This window comes from Pseudomonas sp. B22(2017) (assembly GCF_002113105.1).
Taxonomy (GTDB): Bacteria; Pseudomonadota; Gammaproteobacteria; order Pseudomonadales; family Pseudomonadaceae; genus Aquipseudomonas; species Aquipseudomonas asiatica.
Window position 1 is genome coordinate 79,103 of record NZ_NEJN01000016.1, and the last position, 15,219, is coordinate 94,321.

Below are 15,219 nucleotides of genomic sequence, written 5' to 3' on the forward strand. Positions count from 1 at the left end.
CAGGAGCCGCAGCCCATGAGCCTAAAACTCGGCGATATCGCCCCCGATTTCGAACAGGATTCCAGCGAAGGCAAGATCCGCTTCCACGAGTGGCTGGGCAACAGCTGGGGGGTGTTGTTCTCTCACCCAGCCGACTTTACCCCGGTGTGCACCACCGAGCTGGGCCTGACCGCCAAGCTGAAAGACGATTTCGCCAAACGCGGGGTCAAGGCCATCGCCCTGTCGGTGGACCCGGTCGATTCGCATCACCGCTGGATCGATGACATCAACGAGACCCAGAACACCGTGGTCAACTTCCCGATCATTGCCGACGCCGACCGCAAGGTGTCCGACCTGTACGACCTGATCCACCCGAATGCCAGCGACACCCTGACCGTGCGCTCGCTGTTCGTCATCGACCCGAACAAGAAGGTGCGCCTGACCATTACCTACCCGGCCAGTACCGGGCGCAACTTCAACGAAATCTTGCGGGTGATCGACTCGCTGCAGCTGACCGACAACCACAAGGTCGCCACGCCAGGTAACTGGCAGGACGGTGACGACGTGGTAATCGTGCCCTCGCTGAAGGACGAGGAAGAGATCAAGCAGCGTTTCCCCAAAGGTTACCGGGCGGTCAAACCCTATCTGCGGCTGACTCCGCAGCCCAATCGTTAAAGGATTCCTCGTTGCATTGCTCTTAGCCAAAGCAGGGATATTCGGGCCGTTTCGACGGCCCTTTTTTATGCCTGCTGAAACTGCGTGGGCTTCTTCGCGGGTAAACCCGCTCCCACAGGAATAGTGCAAGTCCCAGGCCTTGTGCGATCCCTGTGGGAGCGGGTTTACCCGCGAAAGGGCCAAAACAGGAGATTGATAAAAATGGAATAAATAAATGAAAAAATATGATTTCTAGATATATGCGACGACTGTTAATGTCACCTCCAACAAAACACAAGGAAGCGCTGCAATGCTGGTCGTCTCAATCGGTGGTAGCCCCAGTACCCGTTCACGCTCCGGCGTGCTGCTGGAGCGTTCTCGCCAGTGGCTGCAGGACCGTGGCGTCGAGGTAGTGACGTTCCAGGTACGTGACTTTCCCGCCGAAGACTTGCTGCACGCCCGTTTCGACAGCCCGCAGGTGCAGCACTTCCAGCAGCTGGTGGCCCAGGCCGATGGCCTGATCGTCGCCACGCCGGTGTACAAGGCCTCGTTCGCCGGTGCCCTGAAAACCTTGCTCGACCTGCTGCCCGAACGCGCCCTGGCACACAAGATCGTGTTGCCGATCGCCACCGGCGGCAGCATCGCCCACATGCTGGCGGTGGATTACGCGCTGAAACCCGTGCTGTCGGCACTCAAGGCGCAAGAGACCCTGCAAGGGATCTTCGCCGACGACAGCCAGGTCGCCTACGCAGAAGGCTCCAGGCCCGCGCAGCTGGTAGCGGCGCTGGAAGAACGCCTGCAGGACGCGCTGGAAACCTTCCACGTTGCACTAGCCCGCCGGCCGCGCCCCGTGGCGCCCGGCATATTGAACGAACGCCTGATCAGCGCTCGCTGGAGCATCTGACCGGCCCAACCCGCTTCATCACCTTACTCGCCCGACAACGAGGCAAGCAGGTGCAACCCGAACCCACTCGCACAGGAGAGCGCCATGCGCACAGTCTTCTTGCGTCGCGGTCTGGTCGCCCTGTTTGCGGCGGCTGTGTCCTTCGGCGCCATCACCCAAGCCCAGGCCGAGAGCCTGCGTATCGGTTACCAGAAATACGGCACCCTGGTGCTGCTAAAGGCCAAGGGCACGCTGGAAAAGCGCCTGGCCGAGCAGGGCGTGCAGGTGCAATGGACCGAGTTCCCCGGCGGCCCGCAACTGCTTGAGGGGCTGAACGTCGGCTCCATCGATTTTGGCGTCACCGGTGAAACCCCGCCGGTGTTCGCCCAGGCCGCCGGTGCCGACCTGCTGTACGTCGCCTACGAGCCGCCAGCACCGCACAGCGAGGCGATCCTGGTGCCTAAGGGCTCGCCGATCCAGTCGGTCAAGGACCTCAAGGGCAAGAAAGTCGCCCTCAACAAAGGCTCCAACGTTCACTACCTGCTGGTTCGCGCCCTGGAAGACGCCGGCCTGAAATACAGCGACATCCAGCCGGTGTACCTGCCCCCGGCCGACGCCCGCGCCGCCTTCGAGCGCGGCAGCGTGGACGCCTGGGTGATCTGGGACCCGTACCAGGCTGCCGCCGAGAAACAGCTGCAGGCTCATACCCTGCGTGACGGCAAGGGCCTGGTCGACAACCATCAGTTCTACCTGGCCACCCGCAACTACGCGACCCAGCACCCTGCGGTGATCAACACCCTGATCGAAGAAGTGCGTGCCGTGGGTGGATGGTCCCAGGCCAACCCGCAGGAAGTGACCGACCAGGTCGCGCCGCTGCTCGGCCTGCCCGCCGATATCACCCTGACTTCGGTCAAGCGCCAAGGCTACGGTGCCGCGCCGCTCACCCCGGAAGTGGTGGCCGCGCAACAGAAGATCGCCGACACGTTCCAGGCACTGAAGCTGATTCCCAAGCCGCTGAGCATCAAGGACGTGATCTGGACACCCCCGGCCAAGGTCGCCAGTGCGCCTTGATTGATTCGCCTGCGCCGGGGCGCCGCCCTGGCTGAGCCCCCCTTGAGGAGACAACTCCAATGAGCCTTGACATCTTCTGGTTTCTTCCTACCCACGGTGACGGCAAGTACCTGGGCACCTCCGATGGCGCGCGCGCCGTCGACCATGGCTACCTGCAGCAGATCGCCCAGGCGGCCGACCGGCTCGGCTTTGGTGGCGTGCTGATACCTACCGGGCGCTCCTGCGAGGACTCCTGGCTGGTCGCGGCATCGCTGATCCCGGTGACCCAGCGGCTGAAGTTCCTGGTCGCCCTGCGCCCCGGGATCATTTCGCCGACCGTGGCGGCACGCCAGGCAGCAACCCTTGATCGCCTGTCCAACGGCCGCGCGCTGTTCAACCTGGTGACCGGTGGCGACCCGGACGAGTTGGCCGGTGACGGCCTGCACCTGAACCATCAGGAACGTTATGAAGCCTCTGTAGAGTTCACCCGTATCTGGCGCAAGGTGCTGGAAGGCGAGGTGGTCGACTACGACGGCAAGCACATCCAGGTGAAGGGCGCCAAGCTGCTCTACCCGCCGATCCAGCAACCACGCCCGCCACTGTATTTCGGTGGTTCCTCCGAAGCCGCACAGGACCTGGCCGCCGAGCAGGTCGAGCTGTACCTGACCTGGGGCGAGCCGCCGAGTGCGGTCGCTGAAAAAATCGCCCAGGTGCGTGAGAAAGCCGCTGCTCAGGGCCGCGAAGTGCGCTTCGGCATCCGCCTGCACGTGATCGTGCGGGAAACCAACGAAGAAGCCTGGGCCGCTGCCGACAAGCTCATCTCGCACCTGGACGACGACACCATCGCTCGCGCCCAGGCCTCGCTGGCGCGCTTCGACTCGGTCGGTCAGCAACGCATGGCCGCCCTGCACAACGGTAACCGTGACAAGCTGGAGGTCAGCCCCAACCTGTGGGCCGGTGTCGGCCTGGTGCGTGGCGGTGCCGGTACCGCGCTGGTGGGGGATGGCCCGACCGTCGCGGCACGCATCAAGGAATACGCCGAGCTGGGCATCGATACCTTCATCTTCTCCGGCTACCCGCACCTGGAAGAGTCGTACCGGGTGGCCGAGCTGCTGTTCCCGCACCTGGATGTGCAACGCCCGGAGCAAGCCAAGGCCGGCGGCTATGTGAGCCCGTTTGGCGAAATGGTGGCCAACGACATCCTGCCCAAGTCCGTTGCGCAGAGCTGAGGGCCAGGCCATGAGTCGTGCAACTTCCAACAACCTTGGCCAGCGCCTGGCGCCATGGGCGCTGCCGGTACTGCTGCTGGCTGCCTGGCAACTGGCGGTAAGCGCCGGCTGGCTGTCGACGCGCATCCTGCCCGCGCCCAGCGCCGTGGTCAGCGCCGGCGTCGAGCTGGTGCGCAGCGGCGAGATCTGGACCCACCTGGCCATCAGTGGCTGGCGTGCCGGGCTGGGCTTCGTCATCGGTGGCAGCATCGGCCTGGTGCTGGGCTTCATCACCGGCCTGTCGAACTGGGGCGAACGCCTGCTCGACAGCTCGGTGCAGATGATCCGCAACGTGCCGCACCTGGCGCTGATCCCGCTGGTGATCCTGTGGTTCGGTATCGACGAGTCGGCAAAGATCTTCCTGGTGGCGCTGGGCACGCTGTTCCCGATCTACCTGAACACCTATCACGGCATCCGCAACGTCGACCCGGCGCTGGTGGAAATGGCGCGCAGCTATGGCTTGTCCGGCTTCAGCCTGTTCCGCCAGGTGATCCTGCCCGGGGCATTGCCTTCGATCCTGGTAGGCGTGCGCTTTGCCCTGGGCTTCATGTGGCTGACCCTGATCGTTGCCGAAACCATTTCGGCCAATGCCGGCATCGGTTACCTGGCGATGAACGCCCGTGAGTTCCTGCAGACCGACGTGGTAGTGCTGGCCATCGTCCTGTATGCCGTGCTCGGCAAGCTTGCCGACCTCGCAGCCCGGGGCCTGGAGCGTGTTTGGCTGCGCTGGCACCCGGCCTATCAAGTGGCCAGGAGGGAGGGCGCATGACCGTACTCAAGGAACAGCCGCCACGCCTGCTGCGTGGCATCCCGCTGGCTTCCAGCGGCCTGCGCAAGACCTTTGGCCAGCGCGAAGTGCTGAAGGGGATCGAGCTGCATATTCCTGCCGGCCAGTTCGTCGCGATCGTCGGCCGTAGTGGCTGCGGCAAGAGCACCTTGCTGCGCCTGCTGGCCGGTCTCGACCAGCCCACTGCAGGCCAGTTGCTGGCCGGTGCCGCGCCGCTGGAACAGGCCCGCGAAGAAACCCGCCTGATGTTCCAGGACGCGCGCCTGCTGCCATGGAAGAAGGTGATCGACAACGTTGGCCTGGGCCTGTCTGGCGACTGGCGCCCGCGTGCGCTGGAAGCGTTGGAGTCCGTTGGCCTGGCCGATCGCGCCAATGAATGGCCGGCGGCTCTGTCGGGTGGCCAGAAGCAGCGTGTGGCCCTGGCCCGGGCGCTGATTCACCAGCCGCGCCTGCTGCTGCTGGACGAGCCGCTCGGTGCACTGGATGCATTGACCCGTATCGAGATGCAGCAACTGATCGAACGCCTGTGGCGTCAGCACGGCTTCACCGTGTTGCTGGTTACCCACGATGTCAGCGAGGCAGTCGCCGTGGCTGACCGGGTGATCCTGATCGAGGACGGCGAAGTCGGGCTCGACCTCACTGTCGACCTGGCACGGCCTCGGGCGCGTGGTTCGCACCGCCTGGCCGCGCTGGAAAGCGAAGTGCTCAACCGTGTTCTGTCGGCCCCGGGCGCTGCGCCCGAGCCGGATCCTGTAGCCCCTTTGCCCACGCAACTGCGTTGGGCGCACTGACTGACTCACTTACCAGACTGAAGCCATAGAGAAGGAATCAAATCATGACCATCAAAGCCATCAACGTTCGCAACCAGTTCAAAGGCACCGTGAAGGAAATCCTGGAAGGTCCGGTACTGTCGGAAATCGACGTGCAGACTGCCTCGGGCATCGTCACTTCGGTCATCACCACCCGCTCCGTGCGTGAGCTGGAGCTGCAGGTGGGCAGTGAAGTGATTGCCTTCGTGAAATCGACTGAAGTGTCCATCGCCAAGCTGTGATGGGTGTTGGCCATGGGGCTGCTTTGCAGCCCAATCGCCGGCAAGCCAGCTCCCATAGGTGCCCACAAGCTTCAGGCCTTGTGCTGTACCTGTGGGAGCTGGCTTGCCGGCGATGAGGCCATCAAATTTAACGCTTGGCCAGAAATGGCGGCAGATACAACCCCAGATACGCCTCGAACACTCGCTTGCCTTCCTCGGCCATGCGCGGGGTGATCGCCTCATGCAGCTGCACCGACCGCGCATACACCCGGTCACTCAATTCCATGGCCAGGGCAAACACGTCCACATCCACCGGCATCACGGGCAGATGAAAATGCTGGTCGAACAACTTGTGCATCAAGTCGCCCAGTTCCATGTCGTGCTGCCGGTCGGCCTGCACCACTTCGCTCAGGCCATGCTGGGCCAGGATCAGCTGCCGCGCCGCCGCGTCCTCGTTATAGATATTCAGCATCCGCTGCTCGATCAGCCGTGACAGCTCGTGCCAGGTGTTGAACGCACTGCTGTCGATCGGCGCGCTCAGCGCTTCCCGAAAGGCCCGGTGCACATCGGCCGTCAACGCCTCCAGCAGCGCCGGCACGCTGGCGAAGAAGTGGTACACCGACGACGGTGGTATCTGTGCGCGCTCGGCCACGCTGTAGATCGACAGGCTCGCCACCCCCAGCTCGGCCAGCAACTCGCGTGCAGCAGCCAGGATCGCCTCGATCCTGGCCTGGCTGCTGGCGCGCGGCTTGCGCGGGGTGGCAGTGCGGGTCATCAGTTGCTGATCGCCAGGATGCTGGCCTGGTAGGCGCCGACGAACAGGTCGAAGTCGCCGACTTCCTGCTGTTCCAGGCGCGACTGCTCGGCCAGCGAGTCGCGGGCGAGGGTTTCGAAGGCCTGCTGGCGTTCGACCGGCAGTGGCTGCTCGCGGAAGGTTTCGGCGTGAATACGACTCTGGCGCAGGGCGAACTTGACGAAGCTTTCGTTATGCTCGGTCATGCGCGCCAGCACTTGGGCCGACGGGGTCAGCGAGGCGTCGTCGACCTTGGCCTGCTGGGCATCCAGGGCATTGCCGTGCTCTGCACCGCCTTGCGCCTGGTCGAGCAGATCGGCCAGTGGCCGGATTCGCTCGATCAGCTCGCTGGCCCAGGTCTTCAGGCCGATCGGCTGGCCATTGCGGCGCAGTTCCAGGCCCGGGCGTCGGCCTTCCTTGACCACTGTCAGGAAGTTGTTGGTGCACTGGCCGCATTCGCCGTTGTCCAGTTGCGGGCTGTCTTCCAGCGCGCAGAACAGCAGGAACGCGTCGAGGAAGCGCGCCTCGGTCAGGTCGATGCCCACCGGCAGGAACGGGTTGATGTCCAGGCAACGCACTTCCACGTACTGCACGCCGCGCGAGGTCAGGGCCTGGATCGGCCGCTCGCCGGTGTAGGTGACGCGCTTGGGGCGAATGTTCGAGTAGTACTCGTTTTCGATCTGCAGGATGTTGGTGTTCAGCTGTACCCACTCGCCATCCACGTGCGTGCCGACTTCGACGTAAGGCGGGTAGGGCGTGCCCACCGCCTTGCGCAGGCTGTCGGTGTAGCTGGCCAGGTTGTTGTAGCACGGCGTGAGGCCGGCCTGGGCGTTGCTCTGGTAGCCAAGGTCGCTCATGCGCAGGCTGGTGGCGTAGGGCAGGTACAGGGTTTCGGCGTCCAGCTCTTCGAGCTGGTGCGGGCGGCCACGCAGGAAGCCTTTGTCCAGGGCCGGCGAGGCGCCGAACAGGTACATCAGCAGCCAGCTGTAGCGGCGGAAATTACGGATCAGCGCGATATAGGCCGACGACTGGTAGTCGCGGTCGCTCTCGCTGCCGCCTTCTGCGGCGCGCAGCAACGGCCACAGCGCTTCGGGCAGCGAGAAGTTGTAATGGATACCGGCGATGCACTGCATGGTGCGGCCGTAGCGCAGGGCCAGGCCCTTGCGGTAGACATGCTTGAGCTTACCGATGTTCGAGCTGCCGTACTCGGCGATCGGGATGTCCTCCTCGGCTGGCAGCGTGCAGGGCATCGACGGGCTCCACAGATATTCGTCGCCCAGCTTGCTGTAGACGAAACGGTGGGTCTCTTCGAGGCTTTCCAGCACCTTGGCCGGGTCGGGAAGGGCCGGGGTGATGAACTCCAGCAGCGACTCGGAATAATCGGTGGTGATCTGCTCGTTGGTCAGCGCCGATCCCAGGGCTTGCGGATGCGGGGTCTGGGCCAGGCGACCTTCGTCGGTCACGCGCAGACATTCGCGCTCAATACCGTGCAGGCACTGCTTGAGCAGGGGAAGATTGGCGCCGAGCAGGCTCAGGCGGCGGTTGAGGAGGTCGCTCAAGATGTATTCCTTCACGCGTCAGTCGCCCCAATATGGGGGTAGAGATAACGGTCTACAAGGGTAGGAAGAAAGGAACTGGCGTTGTCGCCTGGTTAACGCGGATCCAGCAGTGCCAGCGCACTGCTGAAAATACCGCAGATAATGCTTGGTGAGCTAGAGAACCGCGAAGGTTCCTTGCGCTTTCGCCACCAGCTTGTCGCCCTGAACTACGTCGGCGTCGACCACCAGGGTACGCCGCCCGGCGTGCAGCACGCGGGCGGTGCACAGCACCTCGCCGTCACTGACGGCGCGCATGTAGTTGATCTTGCACTCGATGGTGACGCTTTGCTGGTCAAAACCATGGCTGGCCGAGCAGGCCAGGCCCATGGCGATGTCCACCAGGCTGAAGATCGCCCCGCCGTGCAGCTTCTGGCCACGGTTGCGCAAGTGTGGCTCGAGCGCCAGGGCTACCTCGGCAACACCTGTCTCCAGGCGTTGCAGGCGGCAGCCGAGGAGCTGGCTGAAGGCGCTTTCGACGTATTCGCGTGGAACGTCCATCACTTCTTCTTCAGCTGCTTGGCGTTGGCGAACAGGGCTGCCATGGCGTTGTTGGCCGGTGCTGCGGTGGCGGTTTCGCGCTGGCGCGGCGCCTGCTGCTGGCGGTTGCCGCCATTGCCACGGTTACCGCCGCGGTTGCCATCGACCTTCTCGCCAGGGGTGTCGCTCATGCGCATGGACAGGCCGACACGCTTGCGCGGGATGTCCACTTCCATGACCTTGACCTTGACCACGTCGCCGGCCTTGACCGCTTCACGCGGGTCCTTGATGAACTTCTCGGACAGCGCCGAAATGTGCACCAGGCCGTCCTGGTGCACGCCGATGTCGACGAAGGCACCGAAGTTGGTGACGTTGGTCACCACGCCTTCGAGGATCATGCCCGGTTCCAGGTCCTTGAGGTCTTCGACGCCGTCCTGGAAGGTGGCGGTCTTGAACTCGGGGCGTGGGTCGCGGCCAGGCTTGTCCAGTTCTTGCAGGATGTCGGTGACGGTCGGCAGGCCGAAGGTTTCATCGGTAAATTTCTTCGGGTCCAGGCGCTTGAGGAAGCTGCTGTCACCGATCAGCGAGCGGATGTCACGGCCGGTATCGGCGGCAATCCGTTGCACCAGCGGGTAGGCCTCGGGGTGCACCGCGGAGGCATCCAGCGGGTTGTCGCCGTTCATCACACGCAGGAAGCCGGCGGCCTGTTCGAAGGTTTTCTCACCCAGGCGGCTGACCTTTTTCAGTGCCGCGCGAGTGGCGAACGGGCCGTTGGCATCGCGATGGGCGACGATGTTCTGCGCCAGGGTAGCGTTAAGGCCGGAGATGCGCGTCAGCAGGGCCACCGAGGCGGTGTTGACGTCCACGCCCACGGCGTTCACGCAGTCCTCGACCACGGCGTCCAGGCCGCGCGCCAGTTTCAGTTGAGACACGTCATGCTGGTACTGGCCGACACCGATGGATTTCGGGTCGATCTTCACCAGCTCGGCCAGCGGGTCCTGCAGGCGGCGGGCAATCGACACGGCGCCACGGATCGACACGTCCAGGTCCGGGAATTCGCGGGCGGCCAGTTCCGATGCGGAGTACACCGAAGCGCCGGCCTCGGAAACCATGATCTTGGTGATCTTCAGCGCTGGGTACTTCTTGACCAGCTCCGCCACCAGCTTGTCGCTTTCGCGGCTGGCGGTGCCGTTACCGATGGCGATTAGCTCCACCGAGTGCTTGGCGCATAGTGCAGCCATGATCGAAATGGTGCGGTCCCAGTCGTTCTTCGGCGCGTGCGGGTAGACCGTGGTGTGGTCCAGCAACTTGCCTGTGGCATCGACCACGGCGATCTTGCAGCCGGTACGCAGGCCCGGGTCGAAGCCCAGGGTGGCGCGCGGGCCGGCCGGGGCGGCCAGCAGCAGGTCGTGCAGGTTGTGGGCGAACACATTGATCGCCTCGCCTTCGGCGTTGTCGCGCAGCTCGCCGAACAGGTCGGTTTCCAGGTGGGTGTAGAGCTTGACCTTCCAGGTCCAGCGCACCACTTCGCCCAGCCACTTGTCGGCCGGGCGGTTGCGGTTCTCGATGCCGACGTGGTTGCCGATCATCAGTTCGCACGGGTGCAGGGTGCCGGGCAGTTCTTCGCCGACTTTCAGCGAGGCGCTCAGCACGCCTTCGTTACGCCCGCGGAAAATTGCCAGGGCGCGGTGCGACGGCGCGTTGCGCAGCAGTTCGTCATGGGCGAAGTAGTCACGGAACTTGGCGCCTTCCTCTTCCTTGCCAGGCACGACGCGGGCGCTGAGCACCGACTCCTGCTTGAGGAAGCTGCGCAGCTTGTCGAGCAGGGCGGCGTCTTCGGCGAAGCGCTCCATGAGGATGTACTTGGCGCCTTCCAGCGCGGCCTTGACGTCGGCCACGCCCTTGTCGGCGTTGACGAAGCGTGCGGCTTCGCTTTCCGGGGCAAGGTCTGGGTTGTTGAACAGGCCGTCGGCCAGCTCGCCGAGGCCGGCTTCCAGGGCGATCTGGCCCTTGGTGCGGCGCTTCTGCTTGTACGGCAGGTACAGGTCTTCGAGGCGGGTCTTGGTATCGGCCAGCTTGATCTCGCGGGCCAGTTCCGGGGTCAGCTTGCCCTGCTCCTCGATGCTGGCCAGGATGCTGGCACGGCGCTCGTCGAGTTCGCGCAGGTAGCGCAGGCGCTCTTCCAGATGGCGCAGCTGGGTGTCGTCCAGGCTACCGGTCACTTCCTTGCGGTAGCGGGCGATGAAGGGCACGGTCGAGCCTTCGTCCAACAGGCCCACGGCCGCCTCGACCTGCTGGGGGCGTACGCCCAGTTCCTCGGCGATACGGCTGTTGATGCTGTCCATGTAAACCACCTGACATTTGTGAATACGGGGGTCGCCTGTGGGCCTGTCGCCCGGCGGCGCTGGATGAAAGCCGCGCATTATACCCATCGCAAACGGCTTGCGGTGATGGCGCCCGGCCAGCCGGAACTGGCGCCGGGGGAAAAATCTGCTAACAATGCTCACGCAACGTGCAGCAATGGCTACGCCATAATGCGCGGCGATATCAGAGGAGTTATTCATGACCGGCACGCCAAACACCGCTGAAGGTGACAAGATTCTCATCGTCGACGACGACCCGGGGCTGAGCAGCCTGCTGGAACGTTTCTTCACCAGCAAGGGCTACCGTGCCCGCGCGGTGCCCAACACCGAGCAGATGGACCGCCTGCTGCAGCGTGAGGTGTTCAACCTGGTGGTTCTCGACCTGATGCTGCCCGGCGAGGATGGCCTGTCGGCGTGCAAGCGCCTGCGCCAGCAGAACAACCAGATCCCGATCATCATGCTCACCGCCAAGGGCGACGAGCTCAGCCGTATCAAGGGCCTGGAGCTGGGCGCTGACGATTATCTGGGCAAGCCGTTCAACCCCGACGAGCTGATGGCCCGGGTCAAGGCCGTGCTGCGCCGCCAGGCACCGAGCGTGCCGGGTGCGCCGGGTAGCGAAGACGAGTCGGTCACCTTCGGCGACTACGAGCTGTCGCTGGCCACCCGCGAACTCAAGCGTGGCGACGAAGTGCACATGCTCACTACCGGCGAGTTCGCCGTGCTCAAGGCGCTGGTGATGCACGCGCGCGAGCCGCTGACCCGCGACAAGCTGATGAACCTGGCGCGTGGCCGTGAATGGGATGCGCTGGAACGCTCCATCGACGTGCAGATCTCGCGTCTGCGCCGCATGATCGAGCCGGACCCGTCCAAGCCGCGTTATATCCAGACCGTGTGGGGCGTGGGCTACGTGTTCGTGCCGGACGGAAACGCCGGTAAATGATGCCGCGCCGTCGATGAAAACACCGCTCTGGTTTCCGCAAAGTTTCTTCGCCCGCACCCTGTGGCTGGTGTTGATCGTCGTCTTGTTCTCCAAGGCCTTGACCCTGGTCTACCTGCTGATGAACGAGGACGTGCTGGTCGACCGTCAGTACAGCCACGGTGTTGCGCTGACCCTGCGCGCCTATTGGGCAGCCGACGAAGAAAACCGCGACAAGATCGCCGAAGCGGCAGGCCTTATCCGGGTCACCGGCTCGGGCGTGCCCGAGGGTGAGCAGCACTGGCCCTACAGCGAAATCTACCAACGGCAGATGCAGGCCGAGTTGGGCGAAGACACCGAGGTACGGTTGCGCATTCATGCACCGCCGGCGTTGTGGGTCAATGCGCCAAGCCTGGGGCCGGGCTGGTTGAAGGTACCGCTGTACCCGCACCCGCTGCGTGGGCAGAAGATCTGGAACGTGCTGGGTTGGTTCCTGGCCATCGGCCTGTTGTCCACAGCTTCGGCCTGGATCTTCGTGCGCCAGCTGAACCAGCCGCTCAAGCGCCTGGTGTTCGCCGCCCGGCAACTGGGCCAGGGGCGCAGCGTGCGCCTGCCGATCAGCGATACGCCCAGCGAGATGACCGAGGTGTACAAGGCCTTCAACCAGATGGCTGAGGATGTCGAGCAGGCCGGGCGCGAGCGCGAGCTGATGCTGGCCGGGGTTTCCCACGACCTGCGCACACCGCTGACGCGCCTGCGCCTGTCGTTGTCGTTGCTGGACAGCGACAGCGAACTGAGTGACGACATGGTCCGCGATATCGAGGACATGGACGCGATCCTCGACCAGTTCCTGGCCTTTATCCGCGACGGCCGTGACGAGCCGGTTGAGGAGGTCGACCTGGCCGACCTGGTGCGCGAAGTGGTGGCGCCGTACAACCAGCCGGAAGAACGGGTGCGGCTGTGCCTGGAGCCGATCCCACCGTTCCCGCTGCGCCGGGTTTCGCTCAAGCGCATGCTGGGCAACCTGATCGGCAATGCCCTGCACCACGCCGGCAAGGGGGTCGAGGTGGCCGCCTATGTGTCGGGCGACGAGAGTGCACCGTATGTGGTGCTGAGCGTACTGGACCGCGGGACGGGGATCGACGAGTCGGAGCTGGAGACCATCTTCAACCCGTTCATTCGTGGTGACCGGGCCCGGGGGGGCAAGGGCACCGGGCTGGGGCTGGCGATCGTCAAGCGGATCGCGGCGCAGCATGGCGGGAATGTGGAGTTGCGCAATCGGTCCGGGGGTGGGATCGAGGCGCGGGTACGGTTGCCTTTGGGGCTGTTGCTGCCGCGTAATGCCGTGTGATTGCCGGGGCCGCTTTGCGGCCCTTTCGCGACACAAGGCCGCTCCTAAAGAGGATCGCGTAATCCTGTAGGAGCGGCCTTGTGTCGCGATGGGCTGCGCAGCAGCCCCAAAATCTCAGCCCTTACCCTTGGTCCGAGTCTGATTAGGCCCGCCATTCTTCTCGAGATGCTCGATGATCATGGCGGCCACGTTCTTGCCGGTGGTCACTTCAATCCCCTCCAGCCCCGGCGACGAGTTCACCTCCATCACCAGCGGCCCGTGGTTGGAGCGCAGGATATCCACACCCGCCACACTCAAGCCCATCACCTTGGCCGCGCGTATGGCGGTCATGCGTTCTTCCGGGGTGATCTTGATCAGGCTGGCCACCCCACCTCGGTGCAGGTTGGAGCGGAATTCCCCCGGCTTGGCCTGGCGCTTCATCGACGCGATGACCTTGTCGCCGACCACGAAGCAGCGGATATCCGCGCCACCCGCTTCCTTGATGTATTCCTGCACCATGATGTTCTGCTTCAACCCCATGAACGCCTCGATCACCGATTCGGCGGCCTTGGTGGTTTCGCACAGCACCACGCCGATGCCCTGTGTGCCTTCCAGCACCTTGATCACCAGCGGGGCGCCGTTGACCATCTGGATCAGGTCGGGGATGTCGTCCGGCGAGTGGGCGAAGCCGGTAATCGGCAGGCCGATGCCGCGCCGCGACAGCAATTGCAGTGAACGCAGCTTGTCGCGGGAGCGGGCTATCGCTACCGACTCGTTGAGCGGATACACACCCATCATCTCGAACTGGCGCAGCACTGCGCAGCCATAGAAGGTCACCGATGCACCGATGCGCGGGATCACCGCATCGAAGCCTTCCAGCGGCTTGCCGCGGTAGTGGATCTGCGGTTTGTGGCTGGCAATGTTCATGTAGGCCCGCAGGGTGTCGATCACCACCATTTCGTGGCCCCGCTGGGTACCGGCTTCGACCAGGCGGCGGGTGGAATACAGACGCGGATTGCGCGACAGCACAGCGATCTTCATGCAGCACCTGTGGCAGTAGAAAGGGTGGCCGGGAAGGCCGGTTTGTCTTGTACGTATTTGAGGCCAGGGTTGACCACCAGCTGACCATGGATCAGGGCCTTGGAACCCAGCAACAGGCGATAACGCATGTTCTTGCGGCAGGCCAGGGTGAACTCCACTTCCCACACACCGTCGCCCAGGGCCAGTGACGTGCGGATGACATAGCGGGTCTGGGCCTGGCCGTTGGAGCTCTTGATGGTTTTCATGGTCACCAGCGGTGCCTCGCAGCGGCGGTGGCGCAACTGCACTACCGAGCCAAGATGTGCGGTAAAGCGGACCCAGGGCTGGCCGTCGCGCTCGAACGGTTCCACTTCGGTGGCGTGCAGGCTGGAGGTGCTGGCACCGGTGTCGATCTTGGCGCGCAGCCCGGCCACTCCAAGGTCGGGCAGGGCGACCCACTCGCGCAGGCCGATCACAGTCAAATGGTCAAATGTCTTCACGAAACGCACCCTGCGGATGAGGTGGTGAACTGTAAGCACGGCGGGGATTTTTTGCATCCGATCGTTACGGTAGTACAGTTCGATGAAACACAGCGTTCGAGGTAACGGGATGGCACAAAAAGCCGAAGACGACGACAAGGTCCGCCTGGACAAATGGCTGTGGGCGGCACGCTTCTACAAGACTCGCGCGCTGGCCAAGGCTGCGATCGAGAGCGGCAAGGTGCATTGCCGGGGTGAGCGCTGCAAGCCGGGCAAGGAGCCGCGGGTGGGTGACGAGTTCGTGCTGCGCACCGGATTCGACGAGCGCACCGTGGTGGTGAAGGCTCTGTCGGTGGTGCGGCGTGGGGCGCCAGAGGCGCAGACGTTGTACGAAGAGACCGAGGACAGCGTGCGCCGGCGTGAACAGGCGGCGGAACTGCGCAAGGCCGGGGCGATGGGCGTGACCACCGATGGGCGGCCGACCAAGAAGCAGCGGCGGCAGATTCACCAGTTGCATGGGAGCTTCGAATAGCCGGGGCCGCTTTGCGGCCCATCGCCGGCAAGCCAGCTCCCACAGGTACTGCGCAAGCCC

16 protein-coding genes are annotated in these 15,219 nt (G+C 64.2%); 10 read left to right on the forward strand and 6 right to left on the reverse strand.

What is annotated here, in order from left to right; all coding sequences use genetic code 11:
• The first annotated feature begins 15 nt into the window (after positions 1–15).
• The 7 genes from CAG18_RS23790 to CAG18_RS23820 all read left to right on the forward strand — a co-directional run bounded on the left by CAG18_RS23790 (position 16) and on the right by CAG18_RS23820 (position 5,672).
• On the forward strand, positions 16–654 hold the full coding sequence (locus tag CAG18_RS23790; RefSeq protein ID WP_013970445.1) for a peroxiredoxin: 639 nt from the start codon (positions 16–18) through the stop codon (positions 652–654).
• Between the two features lie 289 nt (positions 655–943).
• A complete protein-coding gene (gene ssuE / locus CAG18_RS23795; protein WP_054573384.1) occupies positions 944–1,537 on the forward strand; it encodes an NADPH-dependent FMN reductase in 594 nt (197 codons plus the stop codon).
• Positions 1,538–1,621: 84 nt separating this feature from the next.
• Positions 1,622–2,587 carry a sulfonate ABC transporter substrate-binding protein gene (locus tag CAG18_RS23800; RefSeq protein ID WP_015268596.1) on the forward strand — a complete coding sequence of 322 codons (966 nt, stop codon included), beginning with the start codon at positions 1,622–1,624 and terminating at the stop codon, positions 2,585–2,587.
• A 59-nt stretch (positions 2,588–2,646) separates the two neighbouring features.
• On the forward strand, positions 2,647–3,795 hold the full coding sequence (gene ssuD / locus CAG18_RS23805) for an FMNH2-dependent alkanesulfonate monooxygenase (RefSeq protein ID WP_085721694.1): 1,149 nt from the start codon (positions 2,647–2,649) through the stop codon (positions 3,793–3,795).
• A 10-nt stretch (positions 3,796–3,805) separates the two neighbouring features.
• On the forward strand, positions 3,806–4,603 hold the full coding sequence (ssuC, locus tag CAG18_RS23810; RefSeq protein WP_015268598.1) for an aliphatic sulfonate ABC transporter permease SsuC: 798 nt from the start codon (positions 3,806–3,808) through the stop codon (positions 4,601–4,603).
• Entirely contained in the window at positions 4,600–5,412 is an 813-nt protein-coding gene (gene ssuB / locus CAG18_RS23815) for an aliphatic sulfonates ABC transporter ATP-binding protein (protein WP_013970450.1), read from the forward strand. Before ssuC ends, ssuB begins: the two co-directional genes overlap by 4 nt.
• A gap of 44 nt (positions 5,413–5,456) precedes the next feature.
• Positions 5,457–5,672, forward strand: a complete 216-nt coding sequence (locus tag CAG18_RS23820) for a molybdopterin-binding protein (RefSeq protein ID WP_003255829.1) — start codon at positions 5,457–5,459, stop codon at positions 5,670–5,672.
• A gap of 127 nt (positions 5,673–5,799) precedes the next feature.
• Here the strand turns inward: CAG18_RS23820 and CAG18_RS23825 are convergent, their stop codons facing one another.
• From CAG18_RS23825 to CAG18_RS23840, 4 genes are all read right to left on the reverse strand, one after another.
• On the reverse strand, positions 5,800–6,426 hold the full coding sequence (locus CAG18_RS23825; RefSeq protein WP_054573387.1) for a TetR/AcrR family transcriptional regulator: 627 nt from the start codon (positions 6,424–6,426) through the stop codon (positions 5,800–5,802).
• The gene (gshA, locus tag CAG18_RS23830) at positions 6,426–8,003 is read right to left on the reverse strand and encodes a glutamate--cysteine ligase (RefSeq protein WP_015268600.1); all 1,578 of its coding nucleotides are present in this window, start codon (positions 8,001–8,003) and stop codon (positions 6,426–6,428) included. The genes CAG18_RS23825 and gshA overlap by 1 nt, the downstream gene beginning before the upstream one ends.
• A gap of 153 nt (positions 8,004–8,156) precedes the next feature.
• Entirely contained in the window at positions 8,157–8,540 is a 384-nt protein-coding gene (locus CAG18_RS23835; RefSeq protein ID WP_003257433.1) for a PaaI family thioesterase, read from the reverse strand.
• Positions 8,540–10,864 (reverse strand): Tex family protein, encoded by a 2,325-nt coding sequence (locus CAG18_RS23840; RefSeq protein ID WP_015268601.1) that lies wholly within the window; start codon positions 10,862–10,864, stop codon positions 8,540–8,542. The genes CAG18_RS23835 and CAG18_RS23840 overlap by 1 nt, the downstream gene beginning before the upstream one ends.
• Positions 10,865–11,081: 217 nt before the next feature.
• Here CAG18_RS23840 and ompR point away from each other — a divergent pair, with 217 nt between their 5' ends.
• Positions 11,082–11,822 (forward strand): two-component system response regulator OmpR, encoded by a 741-nt coding sequence (ompR, locus tag CAG18_RS23845; protein WP_012270052.1) that lies wholly within the window; start codon positions 11,082–11,084, stop codon positions 11,820–11,822.
• A 13-nt stretch (positions 11,823–11,835) separates the two neighbouring features.
• Positions 11,836–13,149: an ATP-binding protein gene (locus tag CAG18_RS23850; RefSeq protein WP_013970454.1), complete on the forward strand. Its 1,314-nt coding sequence runs from the start codon at positions 11,836–11,838 to the stop codon at positions 13,147–13,149.
• Between the two features lie 114 nt (positions 13,150–13,263).
• Here CAG18_RS23850 and rimK read toward each other — a convergent pair whose 3' ends face one another.
• Both rimK and CAG18_RS23860 read right to left on the reverse strand, forming a co-directional pair.
• Positions 13,264–14,169, reverse strand: coding sequence for a 30S ribosomal protein S6--L-glutamate ligase (gene rimK, locus CAG18_RS23855; RefSeq protein WP_013970455.1), 906 nt, complete (start codon positions 14,167–14,169; stop codon positions 13,264–13,266).
• Positions 14,166–14,648: an ATP-dependent zinc protease gene (locus tag CAG18_RS23860; protein ID WP_003257436.1), complete on the reverse strand. Its 483-nt coding sequence runs from the start codon at positions 14,646–14,648 to the stop codon at positions 14,166–14,168. Before CAG18_RS23860 ends, rimK begins: the two co-directional genes overlap by 4 nt.
• Before the next feature lie 109 nt (positions 14,649–14,757).
• On the opposite strand from CAG18_RS23860, the gene CAG18_RS23865 reads away from it, so the two are divergent.
• On the forward strand, positions 14,758–15,159 hold the full coding sequence (locus CAG18_RS23865; RefSeq protein ID WP_013970457.1) for an RNA-binding S4 domain-containing protein: 402 nt from the start codon (positions 14,758–14,760) through the stop codon (positions 15,157–15,159).
• Positions 15,160–15,219: the final 60 nt, after the last annotated feature.